Raw genomic sequence first — 18,012 nt, 5'->3', positions numbered from 1 at the left:
TGATGTTATATGGAGAAACAGGACTCAAATATTACGCGTTAGAACTTACCTCGAAAAAACTCTTCCGGAATAACTATTTAAGGAGTTTTTCATGGCTCTACCGAGATTTGTAGAAGAGAAGCTAAAAGCGTACTCCTACCGAGCGCGAGATATTCTCATAATAGATGCTTTATCTACGGGCGCTGTGTATGGCCCTCGTGTTTTCGAAATTTTCAACAAGGGCAAAAATGCCACCGCCAGCGATGGGGTTTTGCTACATGTGACTCGATGCTTTATTCGATCTCGATGGGCATACTGGGCGTTCAAACAGTTCCGGCAGAACTGCCCTGACAATATGGACCGTCAACCAGCTGAACTGTACGTCGGACTCACGCAGACTCCATCGGGTTCTCTCGTATGCGAGCGGCGATCGGTAACCATTCCTATATATTTTTCGGAAAGACTAGAGAAGCTGAACATGGAGCGAGAAACACGCGACCGGGCGGACGCAAAGCTCGTGGCAAAAATTGTTCTCATGCGCAACAAAATATACGTATCCCGATGCTTTCCAAGTCAATTGCGCCTCATCATATTCGAGCGCGATAAATATTGTTGTCAAGTATGTCTCAGAAATAAGGAAACCTTACTTAAGCTCGGCCGTCATTTAGAAGTTGACCATATCTTGCCAGTTATTGATGGTGGAAAAACGACCTACAGCAACGGGATGACCATATGCAACGAGTGCAATATTGCAAAACATCATACCAAGGGTTACTTAAGCGGTATCAGCAGGCATTAACGGTTAATGCCAGAGCTCAGGCCAATAACTGAGCGTAAGGTCAAGCGCGAGAGCAAACTTGATTCGCCGATAACTAACTGGAAGCGGAAAAACAAACGTAGCATGAGCCAGCTCGCCTGAACGTAAAACGACCACCTGATTGCCATACAACTGGGGCAAACCGCTGCTTTTCGTAGGTCGAAAATCAGGCCATCCTGCGCTAGTCTTCACCCTTCCTTACTGCGCCTTGATGAATTCAATGCCGCCCCTAGACTTGGAGAGGGTTGGAACACCCCCCGTCTTTATGGCGTAAGTCCAAACGGTCAAGCCACCACCAAGTGGTAGCCGTTTAGAATTTGTTGGCAGCTTGTTGCCCCCTACGCGTCACTTCTCCCCTTTGCTTCTGTCGCGCTGGGGCTTAGGAAGCGGGGCATTCAACATGTCCAACGTGACGCCCTTACGCTCCGCGTTAATCGCCCAGGTCACAAACTGCTCGGTCAGAAGTTGGTTCTCTGCTTCCAGCCGGTCAGCTTTAGCCTTGTAGCGCTCTGCCTGCGCCAGAGCCGCACGGACGCGTTCGTCGCGAGGTTCGCCGCGCTCACGAGGCAGCGCCCCTCGCAAGGCGTCCTTCCTGAGGGAGAACGCATTCGCAATTTCGGGGTACTCTGCGAACGTAAACCTAGAATATCGGTAGCCGGTAGATGCCTGAACTGCATCCAGCAGGAGCTCCCACGTAAGCTTGCCTTTCCACGCGTCCAAAGTCTCAAGGATTACGGTAATGCGTTCATCAGTTAGGTCCGGTGCTCGGCTCTTTTTCATGCAAGCGTCTTTCGTCGCGTAATCTTGGACACCTTGATAGGGTGTGCATTGTTCGTAGTGATGAGCGGAGCGTTCCGAACGTCCAAACGAATTCGCGCCCCCGCAGGAACCTCTGGGTTCTCTAAAATCGACAGAAGGGCGTTGACTCGTTCGAGGGTGATCGACTGATGCTTAACCCAGGTATCAGCGCCGTACTCTTCTTCGCTCAGGGCTTCTCGGGCCTGCTTCAACAGATACTCGGTCTCGCTCTTAAGCATCTGGAGGTTCGCTTCCTTCTGCGTCTCTCCCTTGATGCATTCCTGCTCCGCGCAGTTGATGCAGTCGCGGTACATTTCGCACGGCTCGCTCGCAAAGTCGTGAGCGCACCACCCGTAGCCTGTCGTGTGTGCCGCGGTCAGCCCTAGCCCCTTAAACTCGCCTCGAGTAATTAGGTTGAGCCTGAGGCTCAGGACCGGTTCCAGTTCAGACGTGAACCCATCCTTCAGGGCCTGGCTGATCGGCGCTTGAACCTCGTCAGAGGACATATGGTCATACGCGCGGTTCTGTTTCACGTCCTTCCGACCGGAGAAGAGGGCAATCTCGGTACTACTCAATCCGCCGGTCTGCGCCAGCATATTCAGGTAGTGGCGCAGGCTGTGGCTCTGTAACTCAATCGGTGAGCCATTGTCTTCGACGTACCCAAAGCGCTCGAAAATGGACTTCCTGTCTTCGTAAACGCCGAAGCGGGTTGTGAGCGCCGTATAGTCGACACAGCTAAACATGCATAAATATGTTGCCCTCTCCCCATGCAGTTCGTTCGTTCGCATGACGGCCATCGAGTCTTGGCACAACAGCTCGGGGGCGCCGGGCATGGATGGGAACGTCGCCGGCAGCATTGCAAGGACAGCGCGCTCAACATCCTCGAAGAGAAAACCGATCCGTTGCCCGCCAAGCGATTGCTTGGGCAGATTGTTAGTGGTTTGCGCCCAGACGTTGGCAGGTTTGTTGATCGTCTCATCACCCCACAAGATGAGACTGATTTGCGGGCACGTAAGGACCTTTACATTCCTGAGATGCGTAGCGCCCTCGTGTAAATACAACTTCGTAGGGTTCGCCGTATACCAAGCCGCCAACTTCTGTGCCGGCGTCGTCACCTTGATAATGTTTGCGACCGCCTGACGTGCGATCGGGACCATTTCCGTGGGGAGCCACTTTGTAGTGTCCTCGAACCCTTTTGATCCGGACCACCGTAAACCCAGCTTCCCGCGATATTCGCCGTCCCCCTCAACAAGGCAGTTCCGCCGAAGCCGAAGGAGTTCGTTGATCCGCTCTGGCGCACATAGCATCAGGCCAATGTTGCTCGAAACCAGAACATCTGCGGGCTCAATAGCTTCAAAAAAGATCGCCCCGAGCGCACGGAGCGTGGCGGCTGAGGGCAGCTTCTCCTGGCGCGCGGTTAGCGCCTCCTTTGAGATCCGAGACCCTGGCTCTTGAGGTTTTTTGAGGCCATGCGTCCAGCGCTGGCGAAGGGAAATGAATCCCTTGGTGCACATAAACTCCGCGATGTATTTAATCTGACCGGCAATCCGGTACGCGACACCTGGCGACACTTGCTGAGCAAGTTCGACCGCGCTGTCCAGCACCATTTCGTCCACGGCGGTCGGCCGCGAGCCTTTGCTCGACTCCCGCAACGCCGCTTCCAAACATCGAAGCGCTGCGATCCGTACACTTTGGGACTCCACTGCACGCTTATCGTGGAGGTAGACGAGGGCCGCTTTGGCGAAGTCCAGGAACGGATGCGGCATGCTCGGAGTTGGCTCGTTCTTGCGCGATGCCTCAAGGGTGCTAAATACCGCCCGGTTCACCTTGTTCTGTCCTTTCAGGTAGCCAACGTCCCAAACGTTTTTGTCGAATTGTGACTTGGCACCGAGGACCTCAGAGTCCCTACAGAGTCGCACAAAGGCCTCCAGATTGGCCAATGGCCCTAATTCGGCGCGCGGTGTGAAGTTGAGGACCGGGGCGCTCACGACATAGCTTCCGATTCCTGTTGGCCGCGCTGCTGCCAAACCTGAGCACAAAGCGCAATGACCTCCTGGACGGCCCGGATGGGCTCATCGTTCACCGCTGCCATGCGATCATCTGCCGACCACTTTTCCCGCTCGGCCTGTAACCGCTCAAGCACTTTCCCATGAGGAGCGTCCAACCACGGCTCGAAACGGAAGCACGTGTAACAAGCAACCGGTTTGTTGAAGGCGCAATTGTTTCCCTTACCCCCGCAGCTACCTACCGGGTCCTTCGAGATTCGGAAGTCAATGATGCGGCTGCCCGGGGCGCCCTTGTGGGTCGTGTGCTCCTCGCCCTCTACGAGCTGTCCCTTGAAGGCCCTGGCAAGCGGAGCGAGTAGCGCTCCCATGGTCTTGTCGATGTTCTCGACAATCTTCGGGGACGCCGCAACGTACACATCCACATGTTGGAGGTCCGCGTGGCCCAGGCGGTTCGCAATGACCACTTTGCTTGCACCTTCCTCAGCAAGCCGAGTGCCGAACGTGTACCGGAACCTCTTGGGTGCCAAGGGCACCGGCGCAAAATCGAGACGCGACGTTGGCGGGGCAATTTCGGCCATAAGAAGTTGAAACCGCCTCGATAGGTTGCTCGGCTCGCAGTGCCCGTAAAACAAGTGGTCAATGTCCCGCAGCTGCTTGCTTGACCCGCAAGGCAGGACGAATTTTTCGGGGAAGAACGCGGAGTTGTCGTCGTACCCCTCCGCCCGCAACCCGCCTATGTAGTCCGCGATGAGCTGACCCGTTTGTGGGCTGATGTCAAACGAAAGGAAACTGCTCCGCAGGTGTTCCTCACGTGCCTTGGCCTGCGGAAAGCTGAGCGTTAAAGTGGCACCGTCGAAGTCGCCAAGCTTGAGTGAGGCGTATTGACAGATGCGCCCACCACAGGCCAAGAGCAGTCGGGTGAGCAGAAGCGTCCATAACGGAAGCTCGCCACGCCCGTAGGAAGCGTTAACCGCCGAGTACAGCGCGGTGTACTCCTCTTCACTTAGAGGACCTTTGATCGGATCCCTCGTCCTGACCGCGTTACCCCTCTTGCACCCAGGTTTCCGTTGCTCTAGCAAATACGCCGCGCACTCCGGCTCCACCCCCGGAAGTCTGAGGGCAACCCACTTCTGTAGCAGGACGTTGAGCTTCCCGAGTACCCCGACTTTGTGTGCCTCCAACTTGGCTTTGTAGTCAGAGATATGTTGTGGGCCAATCGCCCCGTCAGGACAGGTCCCGATGACCTTTGCGAACTGGGCGAAGGAATCGTTCAAACCCACGGCATGCCCAGACGAGTATCCTTTGACGAAGGGAAGCAGGGCCTGCTTCAGCATGGGAACGAATGCTTCGAAGCCGTCGCTGTACCGACGGAAGTCGATTCGCGCGTTGAACGGGCCATCGGCCCACTCCCAAAGATCACTCCTTGGGTCAAAGCTGGCCCCACCGCGAGCAAACACGCGCTCGGGCAAGGCAATGACAAGAGTACTGGACGAGCGAAGTTTAATGTTCTGGGACATCTAGTTGTTTTTGTAGCTTCAGGGAGAGCTCACGGCCTTTTCGGGTAGCGTGGCGGCGGGTGTAAGTTGCAGCGGACTCAGAGTTATCGGCCCACCCTTGTTGTTCGTTCCTGGCCTTCTCTTCAACGGCATCCGTGAGGCCAAGTAATTCAGCCTGCTCAGAAAAGCGATCATTCCACGTGTGGCGCATCACATGGCTCGTGAGCGTGACGGGTAGGCCTGGACAAGCAGCGCGAATCTGCACGAATATTTTGTCGATGCTCTTCAGGGACAGTGGCTGCCCCTCATCTCCAACTATAAGCTGCGGATACTTTCGGGCAGCCTTGATTTTCTTTCTATGCCGACTAATGTAACTCCAGACTTCCCGCATGATGGCCGGCCGCAGTTCGACCTCTCGGTCGTTGGTCTTTGTGTTTGGTTGAATACGGCGTGGGTCCTCGCCTGCATCTGCCCTTCGGATGATTCGCAGCTTGGGCAATCGTTGATCAAGGTCTCGAATTTGTAGGCCGAGCAGTTCGCCACGACGCATCCCAGTCGCAAGCAAGAGCACAACAATTAGCCAATTCCGCTGACGAACGAAGCCGCGTTCCCACGGGTTGTCAGGCGAGTTCGGGTCAATTACTTTGAGGAGCCGGTCCTGGTCCTCCTTTGAAAGTCCCTCGCGCGCGCCCAGCTTGGCCCGCTTGGAGACCGGCGGTATTTGGGCACGAAATGCTTTTAGCGCGCGGTCACTTTCAAACGCTACCTCTTTTCGCACGGACGCCGAAAGCGCTGCGCCCATATACGTTGCCAAGAACTCTAAGTAGTCTGCCATGTACCTTAGCCGGATAGCCTGGGTCGCTACACTGACCGACTTGGTCTCCTCAACTGCCGATTTACGACGAATCCGAATTCGTTTGATATCAATGACGTTGGAGCTACCCCGTTCGTTCGCGTCTTCATCGGAGAGGTCAGCTAGCCAATATTGAGTAGCATCGACTAATCGGTTGAGTTCTTGGACCGTCAAGAACTGGCCCTGCCGCAGCCGCTGGAGCAAGTCGATATTCGCCTTGTCTAGCTCTCGATACAGCAACGCCAACGTCATGCACACGGCATGAATCGTATTGGCAGCTCGGCCGCGCTTCCGGTACCTAGCTAAGTACAGGGTCGCTTCGTGAACCGGCAGGCCACCGGGCCTACTCAAAACAGAGTGTCGTTCCCCGTTCCGAAACAGGACACGCTTTGCGACGAATTTCGTCATTTATCAACCTTTTTTACTAAGTAGTAGTTGAGCCGGAACTACACTAAACCACAAAACAAAGTGTTGATAAAGAAAAAGCCCACATTCCCTCTCGGGAATGCGGGCCTATCAACAAAAAGCTGCCTAAGTAGGTTCTAGAACGGAATATCGTCATCCATATCCGAGAAGTTCGGTGCCGGTTTCGGCTGCGGACGTGCGGCCGGGGCCGGCGGGGCCTGGCGCGGTGCCGGGCGGCTCGGCGCGGCGTCATAGCCGCCCATGTCGTCGCCACCACCGAAGCTGTCGCCGCCGCCCATGCCTTGGCGGCCGCCCAGCATCTGCATGTTTTCAGCGATGATGTCGGTGGCGTAGCGCTCGATGCCGTCCTTGTCGGTGTACTTGCGGGTCTGCAGGCGACCTTCGACGTAGACCGACGAACCCTTCTTCAGGTACTGGCCGACGATTTCGGCAAGGCGACCGAAGAACGAGATGCGGTGCCACTCGGTCAGCTCTTTCTGCTCGCCGGTGTTGCGGTCCTTCGATTTGTAGGACGTGGCCACCGCGATGTTGGCGATGGCGTCGCCGCTCGGCATGTAGCGAATTTCCGGATCGCGGCCGAGATTGCCGACGATGATGACCTTGTTAACTGATGCCATTTTGTAAAGCTCCTTTGGATAGTCCCTGACTCTGCGTGTTGTCTAAGCGTTAGGGAAACATGTTGAATACGGCCCGCTATTATGCTGGTCAGTCGCATGAGAAAGCAACTGATTCCGCACTGATCGGGCACCCGGGTTACAGCACCTGATCAGACCTGGAAGATGGGGGCGAAGTGCCCGAATTGGAAGAGATGCGCATCAATACAGCCGGACGAAAATTTTTCCGCTTATTTTTGTTTTCTGGTGAGTCTGCCATTGAAACGCGCCGCTCCCGGACCACATACGATACGCGCACGTTGTACCGGAACGGCAGATCTTGACAGGTCGTCATATCATGCTACCAAGCCTCGCAGACTTTTTCGAGCGCCGGCATACCACTGTAAATAAAAACAGGTAAACTAGTGCGCTTTCCCGTTCGGCCCGCTCACCTGTGCCATCCGTGCGCCGGCCCCGCAACCATTCGAAAGCCTTCAAACAACAATGGAAGAAATCCGTATCCGCGGCGCCCGCACGCACAATCTCAAGAACATCAACCTCGACCTGCCGCGCAACAAGCTGATCGTCATCACCGGCCTGTCGGGTTCCGGTAAGTCGTCGCTCGCTTTCGACACACTGTATGCCGAAGGCCAGCGCCGCTACGTCGAATCGCTGTCGGCCTATGCGCGCCAGTTCCTGCAGCTGATGGAAAAGCCGGACGTCGACATGATCGAGGGCCTGTCGCCCGCGATCTCCATCGAGCAGAAGGCGACGTCGCACAACCCGCGCTCGACCGTCGGCACCGTCACCGAGATCCACGACTACCTGCGCCTGCTGTACGCACGCGTCGGCACGCCTTACTGCCCGGACCATTCGGACGAGCCGCTGGCCGCCCAGACCGTGTCGCAGATGGTCGATGCCGTGCTGGCCATGCCGGAAGGGACCAAGCTGATGATCCTGGCGCCCGTCGTGGCGAACCGCAAGGGCGAGCACAGCGACCTGTTCGAGGCGATGCAGGCGCAGGGCTTCGTCCGCTTCCGCATCCAGAGCGGCACGCACGCGGCCAAGATCTACGACGTGGACGACCTGCCGAAGCTCAAGAAGACGGAAAAGCACACGATCGACGTGGTCATCGACCGCATCAAGGTGAATGCCGAGATCAAGCAGCGCCTGGCCGAAAGCTTCGAGACCGCGCTGCGCATCGCGGACGGCCGCGCCGTCGCGTACGAGATGGATACGGAGAAGGAGCACATCTACTCGAACAAGTTCGCGTGCAACGTCTGCGGCTATTCGCTGCAGGAGCTGGAGCCGCGCCTGTTCTCCTTCAATAACCCGATGGGCGCGTGCCAGGAATGCGATGGCCTGGGCCATATCGAGTTCTTCGATCCGAAGCGCATCGTCGCGTTCCCGAACCTGTCGCTGGCGTCCGGCGCCGTGAAGGGCTGGGATCGCCGCAACCAGTTCTACTACCAGATGCTGACGAGCCTCGCGTCGCACTACGGCTTCGACCTCGACAAGCCGTTCGAGCAGTTGCCGAAACCCGCGCAGGACGTCGTGCTGTTCGGCTCCGGCAAGACGTCGGTGCCGTTCGCGTACGTGAACGAGCGTGGCCGCACGGTGATGCGCGAGCACACGTTCGAGGGCGTCGTCAACAACCTGCAGCGCCGCTACCGCGAGACGGATTCGATGGCCGTGAAGGAAGAGCTGGCGAAGTTCATCAACGAGAAGGAGTGCCCGTCGTGCGGCGGCGCGCGCCTGCGCACGGAAGCGCGCTACGTCAAGATCGGCAACGGCAAGCAACAGCGCGCCATCTATGAAGTGGCGAAGACGCCGCTGCGCGACTGCCTGACCTATTTCGACGACCTGAAGCTGACGGGCGCGAAGAAGGACATCGCCGAGCGCGTGATCAAGGAAATCGTCGCGCGCCTGAAATTCCTGAACGACGTCGGCCTCGATTACCTGTCGCTGGACCGCAGCGCGGACACCCTGTCGGGCGGCGAAGCGCAGCGCATCCGCCTCGCGTCGCAGATCGGCTCCGGCCTGACGGGCGTGATGTACGTGCTCGACGAGCCGTCGATCGGCCTGCACCAGCGCGACAACGACCGCCTGATCGCCACGCTGAAGCACCTGCGCGACATCGGCAACAGCGTGCTCGTGGTGGAACACGACGAGGATGCGATCCGCACGGCGGACTACATCGTCGACATGGGTCCGGGCGCGGGCGTGCACGGCGGCGCCGTGATCGCCGAGGGTTCGCTCAAGGACATCATGAAGAGCAAGGAGTCGCTGACGGCGGCTTACCTGTCGGGCAAGAAGAAGATCCACGTGCCGAAGAAGCGCACGCAGGCCGACCCGGACCGCCAGCTCGTCATCACGGGCGCGACCGGCAACAACCTCAAGAACGTGTCGCTGGAGCTGCCGGTGGGGCTGCTGACGTGCGTGACGGGCGTGTCGGGTTCCGGCAAATCGACGCTCGTGAACGATACGCTGTACCCGGCGCTGTCGCGCCACCTGTACGGTTCGCAGACGGAACCGGCGCCGCACGAGGCCATCCACGGCCTGGAGCACTTCGACAAGGTGATCTCGGTCGACCAGGCGCCGATCGGCCGCACGCCGCGTTCGAACCCGGCCACGTACACGGGCGTGTTCACGCCGATCCGCGACCTGTTCGCGACGGTGCCGACCGCGAAGGAACGCGGTTATTCCGCGGGCCGCTTCTCGTTCAACGTGAAGGGCGGCCGTTGCGAGGCGTGCCAGGGCGATGGCGTCATCAAGGTCGAGATGCACTTCCTGCCGGACGTGTACGTGCCATGCGACGTCTGCCACGGCAAGCGCTACAACCGCGAGACGCTCGAAGTCCAGTACAAGGGCAAGAACATCACCGAAGTGCTGGACATGACGGTCGAGGATGCGCACGAGTTCTTCAAGCCCGTGCCGGTCATCGCCCGCAAGCTGCACACGCTGCTGGACGTGGGTCTCGGCTACATCAAGCTGGGCCAGAGCGCGACCACGCTGTCGGGCGGCGAGGCGCAGCGGGTGAAGCTGTCGCTGGAACTGTCCAAGCGCGACACGGGCCGGACACTCTATATCCTCGACGAGCCGACCACCGGTCTGCACTTCGCCGACATCGACCTGCTGCTGAAGGTGATCCACCGCCTGCGCGACCAGGGCAACACGCTCGTCATCATCGAGCACAACCTGGACGTCATCAAGACGGCGGACTGGATCGTCGACCTGGGTCCGGAAGGCGGCGCGGGCGGCGGCACGATCGTCGCGCACGGCACACCGGAAGACGTGGCGGACAATCCGGCCAGCGTCACGGGCAAGTACCTCAAGCCGCTGCTGAAAGCCTGACCGTCGCCCCCGCGGAAGCGGGGGCCCATGCTGAGCGCGCGGGCCTGCGGCATCGAGCCGACACTACGCAGGCTCAGTATGGATTCCCGCCTGCGCGGGAATGACGTACTTCCTACTCCACCGTATAAAACGGCTGGTGCACCCGCACCGGCCGCACGTCCATCCTGATCCGGTAGATCGAATACGCATCCTCGCGGTTCGTCACGTATGCCGCGGTGTCCGGCACGCGCGTGAACGTGAACTCGAACCCGCGGTCCGGCGACTGGCTGTCCGGCCCTTCGAACGCCACGCCGACGGCCCGCTGCAGATCGCTGTCCACCAGTTTCTCGAGCAGGTCCGCGACCGCCGTGTTGCCGAGGATGTCCGTATAAAAGATCGGCGCGCGGTGCTCGACGTACTGCCGGTCCACGGGCTCCTTGCCCGGCCCCGGCGCGTACGCGCGCGTGGCCAGGTTGAACCGGTCGCCGCTGTCCAGGTAGCTGATGCGCGCATTGGCGAGATTGAATCCCGGCTTCGTCTTGTCCGTCGTGGCCCCGGCCAGGTCGAGCACGAGCGCGCCGCGGTAGCCGATCACCGTGACGTCGCGCGCCGGCCCCACGACGGCGGCCGTGTTCTCGTCGATGCCCAATCCCAGCGTATAACCCTTGGCCAGCATCGCCGGCAGCATGCGCCCGAAGCGGCCGCGCGCGAGAAAGTGCTGGTCGACGAAGACGTCGTCGCCGATGAAGCCGAGTCCCGGCGCCACGTCCTTGCCGTCCGCCACGCCGTTCTTCAGCACGGGCATCACTTCCAGCGGCGGGTCGTAGAACATGGTGCTGCTCATGATGGCGGCGCCCGCGCTCGTGCCCGAGATGACGCCGCCGCGCCGGTACAGCGCCCACAACGCGTCCAGCACGGCCGTGTTGCTGCCGTCCGCGCGCCGCAGCGAGCCCGTGATGCGGGCTTGATCTCCGCCGGTGAAGAACGCGCCGCCGGCCTTGCGGATCGCCTCGGCCAGCGCGGGATCGTCCGCGGCCTTGCGCACGTCGGTCCCGGTCAGCATGGGCGCGACCGGGACGACGAACGCGCGCGCGCCGTAGCGGTTCAGCGCATCGACCGTGAGCTGGGCTTCCTTCGCGGGCGTCTGCGCGGCCGTCGGGAGCACGGCGATGCGCGCGCCCTTCCCGCCCGCGAGCGCGACGATCTTCTCCCACACCTCGGCGTTGTTGACGCGCAGGCCGCCGCCGATGATGACCAGCGATCCTTTCGGCGCCCCGGCATCGGCCGCCATCACCGCGCCGGCGCATACCGCCAGCGCCAGCGCGACACCCAGTTTCTTCAGCATGTCAGCGGAACGAGTAGTTCACGCTCACGAACGCGCTGCGGCCGCGCGGGTCCGTGTAGCTCGGGTCGTACCCGGCCAGGAAGAACCAGGCCTGGTTCGAGAACGGCGGATCCGCGTTGAACATGTTCAGGACGCCCGCGCGCATCTTGAGCTGCTTGCTGATCGTCCAGCTGCCCGTCAGGTCCCACAGCGAGTAGTACTTCACGTGGTTCGGCGGCAGCAGCGTGTCCGTGTACGGGTCGTAGGTCGTGTTCTGGTCCGTGTAGCCCATCGAGTACTGGTTCGCCAGCGTGAGCGTGACCGGGCCGTTGTCCCATTCGAAGTTCACGCGGTGGCGCCATTTCTGGATCGCCTGGTCGTTCAGGAACACGCCCAGGTTGGAGCGGAACGGCTCGGCGGGACCGAACTGGCGGTCGTAGTGCAGGATCAGCGTGCCGGACAGGTTGACGCCGAAGCGGCCCCACGGTCCGCGCTCGGAGCGCCAGTCGCCGGCGATGTCGAAGCCCGACGTCTTGAGCTTGCCCTGGTTTTCCTTCATCAGCAGGATGTTGGAGATGAAGCCGTCCTCGTCGCGCTGGATGTACTTGCCGTTGTAGGCGGCCGGGTTTTCGATGATGACCTGTTCGCCCAGGGTGCTGATCACGTCGCGCTTCTCGATGTTCCAGTAGTCGACCGAGAGGCTCGTGCGTTTAACAGGTTCGAACACGACGCCCAGCGAGAACTCGCGCGATTTTTCCGGCTTCAGGTCCGGGTTCGAGCGGCGTTCCACGTTCCACTGGTCGGTACACGTGTCGATGCTGCCTTCCTGCTTCACGCATTGCGGGTCGGTCAGGATGCCGGCCGTCGTGCCGAAGATCGTCGGGCGCTTCAGGTCCGACAGCGACGGCGCGCGGAAGCCCGTGCCCGCTGACGCGCGCACCAGCAGCGACTGCATCGGCTGCCAGCGCAGGCCGATCTTCGGATTGGTCGTGTTGCCCACTTCGCTGTAGTGGTCGTAGCGCACCGCGAACTGCATCTCGAGTTCCTTGGTGAACGGCGCGACCACCTCGGTGAACACGGAGGCCACTTTTCTCGTGTTGTCCGCGGTCTCGACGTCGGCCAGTTCGCCGGCCGGAATGGTGCTGTCGCGGTCACCCTGGATGTTATTCGAGCGCAGCAGGTCCGACGGCCTGAACGTCTGGTGCTCGTGGCGCAGTTCGCCGCCGACCGCCAGCGCCAGGTCGCCGCCGGCCAGCGTCGTCAGGGAGCGCGACATCTTGCCGTCGAGGGAAGTCGACACGCCCTTCGCATTGCGTGCTTCGTCGTTGACCCGGATGCTGTTGATGAGGTCCCGGCCGGCCTGCGACGACGGCCCGAACGGATTGATCGCGCCCGAGCGCACGCCGGCCTCGAACTGGTCGTACAGGAAGTAGCCGTCGACGTACTTGTCGATGGCCTTGTTCTCGGCGCGGCCCAGCGCCACGTCGTAGTCCCAGCCTTTGATCGTACCCGTGGCACCCAGCAGCAGGCGCTGGCCGGTACTCGTCACGTCGTTGGTACGGTTGCCCGCTTCCGCCATCCGGTAGCGGATCCGGTTGACCGTGGCGGGCAGGCCGGGCGCCGACAGCGCGTTGCGGTACGCCTCCGGCAGGATGCTGACGGGCAGGTTGCGCAGGGTCGACACCGGGTTCGGCGACAGCACGTATTTGGTCTTGGCCTGTGTCTGCACCAGCTCCGCGAACAGCTGGTTGTCCGGATCGAGCTGGAAGGTCGCGCGGCCGATGAAACCGATCTTGCGCGAGTCCGGATAGATCTCCGTGTCTTCCATGTAGTCGTAGCTGCAGCCGGCCACGCCGCCCGGCCCCTTCTCGGCATATACGGTGGCGGGCGGATTGCACTTCGGCGCGCTCGGGTTGACGCGGCTCGCGCGGCTGCCGGCCGGCAGCAGGCCCGCGCCGATCAGGGCGGCACGCTGCGCGGCCGAGATGTCGATATTGGCCGGGAAGGTATTGCTGGACATCTGCGCCGGCAGCGTCGTCGCGAGCGGATGCTCGGAGATGAAGCGGCGCTGGCCCGAGCGCAGGCGGTCGAGCTGCTGGATGTCCAGCACGCCGAACACGTTGAAGCGGTCGGTGCTCAGGTCGCCCGTGCCGCCGCTGAGGCTCAGCGTCTTCTTGCCTGCCCCGCCCTGCTGCGTACCCGCGGCCGACGCGGCCAGGTCGATGCCCGTATAGTCCTTGCGCGTGATGAAGTTGATCACGCCGCCGATGGCGTCGGTACCGTAGATCGCGGAGGCGCCATCCTTCAGCACCTCGACGCGCTGGATCGCCCCGGCCGGGATGTTGTTCAGGTCGACGCCCGAGTTGTCGCCGGGCGACGCGAAGTTGGCGAGACGGCGCCCGTTCAGCAGGATCAGCGTGGACGACACGCCGAGGCCGCGCAGGTTGGCGCCGTTCAGGCCGCGCTGGCCGGACGTGCCGTCCGTGATGCTGGGGCCGTCCGTCACCGGCGCCGTGTTCGCGCTGATGTTCTTGACCAGTTCCGCGGCCGTCGTCGCGCCCATCTTCTCGATGTCCTCGCGCGAGATCAGCTGCACGGGCAGCGCGGTCTCCGTGTCGATGCGTTTGATCGACGAGCCGGTGATCTCCACGCGGTGCATCTTCGGTTCGTCCGCCTGCGCCTGCGCATAGGCGTGCTGCGACGTCAAGACGGCGACGGCCGCCGCGAGGATGGTCGGTTGCAGGGCTCTCGAAATGTGCTTGGTCATGCGGTGCTCTCCCTCTTGGTGTCTTGTGGTGACTCAGGTTTTTTTGACGAGCTTGCGAATCTGGTGTTCACCGTGCAGATAGGCGGCGATGGCCTCGGTGTGGCGGGCCGCCTTGGCCACGTTGGCCTTGTTGGACGTCATCAGCGACACGGCCAGCGCCTCGATGACGGCCAGCGCGGCGCTCGAACTGCTGGGCAGCACCGGGTGCGTGCTGTGCGCGTACAGCACGTGGTGACCCAGTTCGGCGAGCGGCGACGCGGGCGAATCGGTGATCGAGACGATCGTCGCGCCGGCATCGCGCGCGAACCGGGTCAGCGACGCCGCGTCCAGCGTGTAGCGCGGCAGCGAGATCACGACCAGCACGTCCTTGCCGGTGATGGTCGCGAGGTGGCTCGCCGCGACTTCCGTGCCGCCGCTCGCCGCCGCTTCGACGACGTGGCGGCAGAACGGCTGCAGATGCATCGCGAGCGCGCCCGCGAGGAACGACGACAGGCCGAACCCCAGCACGTACACGGTGCGCGCCTTGGTGAGCACGGCGCCGATGCGGTCGATCTGCGTGCCGGCCAGCGCGCGGCTCGTGGCCGTGATGGCCGCTTCCGCATACCCGAGGCTTTCCAGCGCGGGCGACGCTTTCGCGGCGCGGCGCGCGATCGTGCTGCGCAGCTTTTCGACGGGCTGCAACACGGACTGCAGCGTTTCCGCGACCGCGCCCCGCATCGCCGCGTAATTCCTGAAACCGAGGTCGCGCGCGAAGCGGCTGATGGTCGCCGTCGACACGTCGCACGCGTCGGCCAGTTCCTCGATGCCGAGCGCCGTCACGCGCACCTGGTTGCGCAGCACGTAATCCGCGATCGCGCGGTTCGACACCGACCCTTCGGCCAGCACCCGCAGCAGCGACTGGCCGAGCGAAGACTCGGCGAAACCGATGTCGGGAGAGGCGCTGGACGGGGCGGCAGGCGTCATGTGACCGGATGTCAATGAGTTAATGTTTTTTAATGTAAAACAGGTGCGGCGCCCAACTCAACAACATTTTGAAAATAATCTTTCATCGATTTACGTTGTGTAAAAATTCATACATAATCGGCCGCAGACCCGCCGCCAGGAGACACGTCCGCATGCATACGAAGACCCATCCGATCGCGACCGAACCGGGCGTCGCCATGTACCAGCTCACGTCGTACCATTACGGCAGCGCGGGCAGCGGCGGCAAGGTCTATATCCAGGCATCGCTGCACGCGGACGAGGTGCCCGCGATGCTCGTCGCGCACGTCCTGCGGCGCGAACTCGAACGGCTCGATGGCGAGGGACGCATCCGCGGCGAAGTGATCCTGGTACCCGCCGCGAATCCGATCGGGCTGTCGCAGATCGTGCACGGCGCGCCGTTCGGGCGCTTCGACCTCGGCACCGGTACCAATTTCAACCGCGCCTTCCGCCACGTCGCCGACGAATTGAAAGATGCGCTGGCCGGCCGGCTCGGACTGGATTCGGCCGCGAACGTGGCCGCGATCCGTGCGGCGGCACGCGCCGCCGTCGAACGGTGGGAGCCGCAGGACGCAACGCAGGTGCTGAAAAAGACGCTGCTGGGCATGGCGATCGACGCCGACATCGTGCTCGATCTGCACTGCGACAACGAGGCGCTGCTGCACGTCTATACCGGTCCCGCGCTGGCGGACCGCGTGGCGCCGCTGGCGACGCTGCTCGGCGCGCGTGCCTACCTGCTGTCCGCCGGTTCGGGCGGCGAGCCGTTCGACGAGGCCTGCAGCAAGCTGTGGTGGGACCTGGCCGCGCACTTCGGTCCAGAGATACCGATTCCGCCCGCCTGCGCCGCCGTCACCGTCGAACTGCGCGGCGAGATGGACGTGCGCTACGATTACGCGGAACAGGATGCGCACGCGCTGCTGCAGTTCCTCGCGCGCGAAGGCGTCGTCGACCTCCCCTTGGCCCCGCTGCCCGCGCCGCGGTGCGCGGCGTCGCCGCTGGAAGCCGTGGAACCGCTGCACGCGCCGCAGACGGGCGTGCTCGTGTTCCTGAAAGCGCTGGGCGACGAGGTGAAGGCGGGCGACGCCGTCGCCGACATCGTCAACCCGGTCACCGGCGACACGGCGACCGTGCATGCGAGCCGCGACGGCCTGCTGTTCGCGAGCACCGCACACCGCCACCTGCTGCGCGGGATGCACATCTGTAAGATCGCGGGGACGACGCCCTTCCGTTCGGGTTCACTTTTGAGTCAGTGATCATGCGACTACGAATTCCCAATACCTTCGTGCTGCTGTTCGCGATCCTCGCGCTGATCGCGCTGGCGACGTGGTTCATCCCCGGCGGGAAGTACGACACGCATCTCGTGAACGGTAAGCAGCTCATCGACCCGGCCTCGTTCCACTATGTCGAGAGTGCGCCGCAAGGCCTCGTTGCGCTGATGAAGGCGCCCATCAAGGGCTTCGTGGAGGCGGCGCAGATCATCGGCTTCGTGCTGGTCGTCGGCGGCGCGTTCGCGGTCGTCCAGAAGACCGACGCGATCGACACGGGCATCCGTTCGATCGCCCGCATGCACGAGCACTCGGCGCTCGTGCGCGCGGCGCTGATTCCCGTCTTCGTCACCCTGTTCTCGCTGGGCGGCGCCACGTTCGGCATGAACGAGGAGGCGATTCCGTTCGTGCTGATCTTCGTGCCGCTCGCGCTGGCGCTAGGCTACGACACCATCACCGGCGTGTCGATTCCCTTCCTCGGTTCGCAGGCCGGCTTCGGCGCCGCCTTCCTCAATCCTTTCAACGTCGGCATCGCGCAGGGCATCGCGGGCGTGCCCGTGTTTTCGGGGATCGGTTATCGCCTGATCGTGTGGGTGGCGACGACGTCCGTCACGATCCTGTTCCTGATGTGGTACGCGGCGCGCGTGAAGCAGAACCCCACGCTGAGCCCGACTTATGTGCTGGACCAGACGCGGCGCCTTGAACAGCCGGCTGCCACGGGGCTCGACCGCATGACGGGCCGGCACAAGGCAGTGCTGGCGATCTTCGCGCTGGCGCTGGCGGCGATGGTGATCGGCGTGGTGAAGTTCGACTGGTACATCGACGAGATCGCAGCGCTGTTCTTATCCATGGCGATCGTCGTGGGCATCGTGGGCCGGCTGGGGTCCGACAACTGGGTGGCGGCGTTCATGCAGGGCGCGAAGGACCTGGCACCGACGGCGCTCGTGATCGCGATCGCGCGCGGCACGATGATCCTCGCGCGCGACGCCCACATCATCGACACGATGCTGCATGGCCTGATGCCGCTCGTGCAGTCGAGCCACCCCGTATTCGCGGCGCAGAAGATGTACCTGATCCAGTCGGTGATCAACTTCTTCATCCACTCGGGTACGGGCCAGGCCGCGCTGACGATGCCGATCATGGCGCCGCTCGCGGACCTCGTGGGCGTCACGCGCCAGACCGCGATCCTCGCTTTTCAACTGGGCGAGCTGTCGACGCCCATGATCCCGACGTCCGGCATCACGGTCGGCGTGCTCGCGCTCGCGCGCGTGCCGTGGATCACGTGGGCCAGGTGGATGATCCCGCTGCAGCTGATCTACCTCGTGCTGGCCCTCGTGCTGCTCGTGCCCCCCTGCCTGATGCAGTGGAGCTGAG

The 18,012-nt window shown here is 62.0% G+C and carries 12 protein-coding genes; 4 read left to right on the top strand and 8 right to left on the bottom strand.

What is annotated here, in order from left to right; genetic code table 11:
- Window positions 1–91 precede the first annotated feature (91 nt).
- On the top strand, window positions 92–778 hold the full coding sequence (locus ACEN9H_RS31535) for an HNH endonuclease (RefSeq protein ID WP_413673286.1): 687 nt from the start codon (window positions 92–94) through the stop codon (window positions 776–778).
- A gap of 363 nt (window positions 779–1,141) precedes the next feature.
- Here the strand turns inward: ACEN9H_RS31535 and ACEN9H_RS31530 are convergent, their stop codons facing one another.
- The 5 genes from ACEN9H_RS31530 to ssb form a co-directional block, all read right to left on the bottom strand.
- Window positions 1,142–1,576 (bottom strand): hypothetical protein, encoded by a 435-nt coding sequence (locus ACEN9H_RS31530; RefSeq protein ID WP_413673285.1) that lies wholly within the window; start codon window positions 1,574–1,576, stop codon window positions 1,142–1,144.
- Window positions 1,573–3,582 carry an integrase gene (locus tag ACEN9H_RS31525; RefSeq protein WP_413673284.1) on the bottom strand — a complete coding sequence of 670 codons (2,010 nt, stop codon included), beginning with the start codon at window positions 3,580–3,582 and terminating at the stop codon, window positions 1,573–1,575. The genes ACEN9H_RS31530 and ACEN9H_RS31525 overlap by 4 nt, the downstream gene beginning before the upstream one ends.
- The gene (locus ACEN9H_RS31520; protein ID WP_413673283.1) at window positions 3,579–4,934 is read right to left on the bottom strand and encodes a tyrosine-type recombinase/integrase; all 1,356 of its coding nucleotides are present in this window, start codon (window positions 4,932–4,934) and stop codon (window positions 3,579–3,581) included. Before ACEN9H_RS31520 ends, ACEN9H_RS31525 begins: the two co-directional genes overlap by 4 nt.
- Before the next feature lie 166 nt (window positions 4,935–5,100).
- Window positions 5,101–6,201, bottom strand: coding sequence for a tyrosine-type recombinase/integrase (locus tag ACEN9H_RS31515; protein ID WP_413673282.1), 1,101 nt, complete (start codon window positions 6,199–6,201; stop codon window positions 5,101–5,103).
- Window positions 6,202–6,491: 290 nt separating this feature from the next.
- Window positions 6,492–6,992 carry a single-stranded DNA-binding protein gene (gene ssb / locus ACEN9H_RS31510; RefSeq protein WP_413673281.1) on the bottom strand — a complete coding sequence of 167 codons (501 nt, stop codon included), beginning with the start codon at window positions 6,990–6,992 and terminating at the stop codon, window positions 6,492–6,494.
- A gap of 480 nt (window positions 6,993–7,472) precedes the next feature.
- On the opposite strand from ssb, the gene uvrA reads away from it, so the two are divergent.
- The gene (uvrA, locus tag ACEN9H_RS31505) at window positions 7,473–10,322 is read left to right on the top strand and encodes an excinuclease ABC subunit UvrA (RefSeq protein ID WP_056126870.1); all 2,850 of its coding nucleotides are present in this window, start codon (window positions 7,473–7,475) and stop codon (window positions 10,320–10,322) included.
- Between the two features lie 112 nt (window positions 10,323–10,434).
- Here the strand turns inward: uvrA and ACEN9H_RS31500 are convergent, their stop codons facing one another.
- The 3 genes from ACEN9H_RS31500 to ACEN9H_RS31490 are packed head-to-tail and all read right to left on the bottom strand — an operon-like array spanning window position 10,435 to window position 15,355.
- Window positions 10,435–11,646, bottom strand: a complete 1,212-nt coding sequence (locus ACEN9H_RS31500) for a cyanophycinase (RefSeq protein WP_413673280.1) — start codon at window positions 11,644–11,646, stop codon at window positions 10,435–10,437.
- A gap of 1 nt (window position 11,647) precedes the next feature.
- A complete protein-coding gene (locus ACEN9H_RS31495) occupies window positions 11,648–14,392 on the bottom strand; it encodes a TonB-dependent receptor (RefSeq protein WP_413673279.1) in 2,745 nt (914 codons plus the stop codon).
- A 33-nt stretch (window positions 14,393–14,425) separates the two neighbouring features.
- A complete protein-coding gene (locus tag ACEN9H_RS31490) occupies window positions 14,426–15,355 on the bottom strand; it encodes a MurR/RpiR family transcriptional regulator (RefSeq protein WP_371763221.1) in 930 nt (309 codons plus the stop codon).
- A 152-nt stretch (window positions 15,356–15,507) separates the two neighbouring features.
- Here ACEN9H_RS31490 and ACEN9H_RS31485 point away from each other — a divergent pair, with 152 nt between their 5' ends.
- Both ACEN9H_RS31485 and ACEN9H_RS31480 read left to right on the top strand, forming a co-directional pair.
- Window positions 15,508–16,626 (top strand): succinylglutamate desuccinylase/aspartoacylase family protein, encoded by a 1,119-nt coding sequence (locus tag ACEN9H_RS31485; RefSeq protein ID WP_413673278.1) that lies wholly within the window; start codon window positions 15,508–15,510, stop codon window positions 16,624–16,626.
- 2 nt (window positions 16,627–16,628) lie between these two features.
- Entirely contained in the window at window positions 16,629–18,011 is a 1,383-nt protein-coding gene (locus ACEN9H_RS31480) for a YfcC family protein (RefSeq protein ID WP_056126865.1), read from the top strand.
- Window position 18,012 lies beyond the last annotated feature (1 nt).

Source organism: Massilia cellulosiltytica (assembly GCF_047325105.1).
GTDB classification, from domain to species: Bacteria; Pseudomonadota; Gammaproteobacteria; order Burkholderiales; family Burkholderiaceae_D; genus Telluria; species Telluria orientalis.
This window is presented reverse-complemented; position numbering and strand designations above follow the sequence as displayed.

Coding starts and splice junctions, on each gene's coding strand:
- ACEN9H_RS31535 (WP_413673286.1), top strand. CDS start 92: ATGGCTCTACCGAGATTTGTAGAAGAGAAGCTAAAAGCGTACTCCTAC.
- ACEN9H_RS31530 (WP_413673285.1), bottom strand. CDS start 1,576: ATGAAAAAGAGCCGAGCACCGGACCTAACTGATGAACGCATTACCGTA.
- ACEN9H_RS31520 (WP_413673283.1), bottom strand. CDS start 4,934: ATGCTGAAGCAGGCCCTGCTTCCCTTCGTCAAAGGATACTCGTCTGGG.
- ACEN9H_RS31515 (WP_413673282.1), bottom strand. CDS start 6,201: ATGACGTTGGCGTTGCTGTATCGAGAGCTAGACAAGGCGAATATCGAC.
- ssb (WP_413673281.1), bottom strand. CDS start 6,992: ATGGCATCAGTTAACAAGGTCATCATCGTCGGCAATCTCGGCCGCGAT.
- uvrA (WP_056126870.1), top strand. CDS start 7,473: ATGGAAGAAATCCGTATCCGCGGCGCCCGCACGCACAATCTCAAGAAC.
- ACEN9H_RS31500 (WP_413673280.1), bottom strand. CDS start 11,646: ATGCTGAAGAAACTGGGTGTCGCGCTGGCGCTGGCGGTATGCGCCGGC.
- ACEN9H_RS31495 (WP_413673279.1), bottom strand. CDS start 14,392: ATGACCAAGCACATTTCGAGAGCCCTGCAACCGACCATCCTCGCGGCG.
- ACEN9H_RS31490 (WP_371763221.1), bottom strand. CDS start 15,355: ATGACGCCTGCCGCCCCGTCCAGCGCCTCTCCCGACATCGGTTTCGCC.
- ACEN9H_RS31485 (WP_413673278.1), top strand. CDS start 15,508: ATGCATACGAAGACCCATCCGATCGCGACCGAACCGGGCGTCGCCATG.
- ACEN9H_RS31480 (WP_056126865.1), top strand. CDS start 16,629: ATGCGACTACGAATTCCCAATACCTTCGTGCTGCTGTTCGCGATCCTC.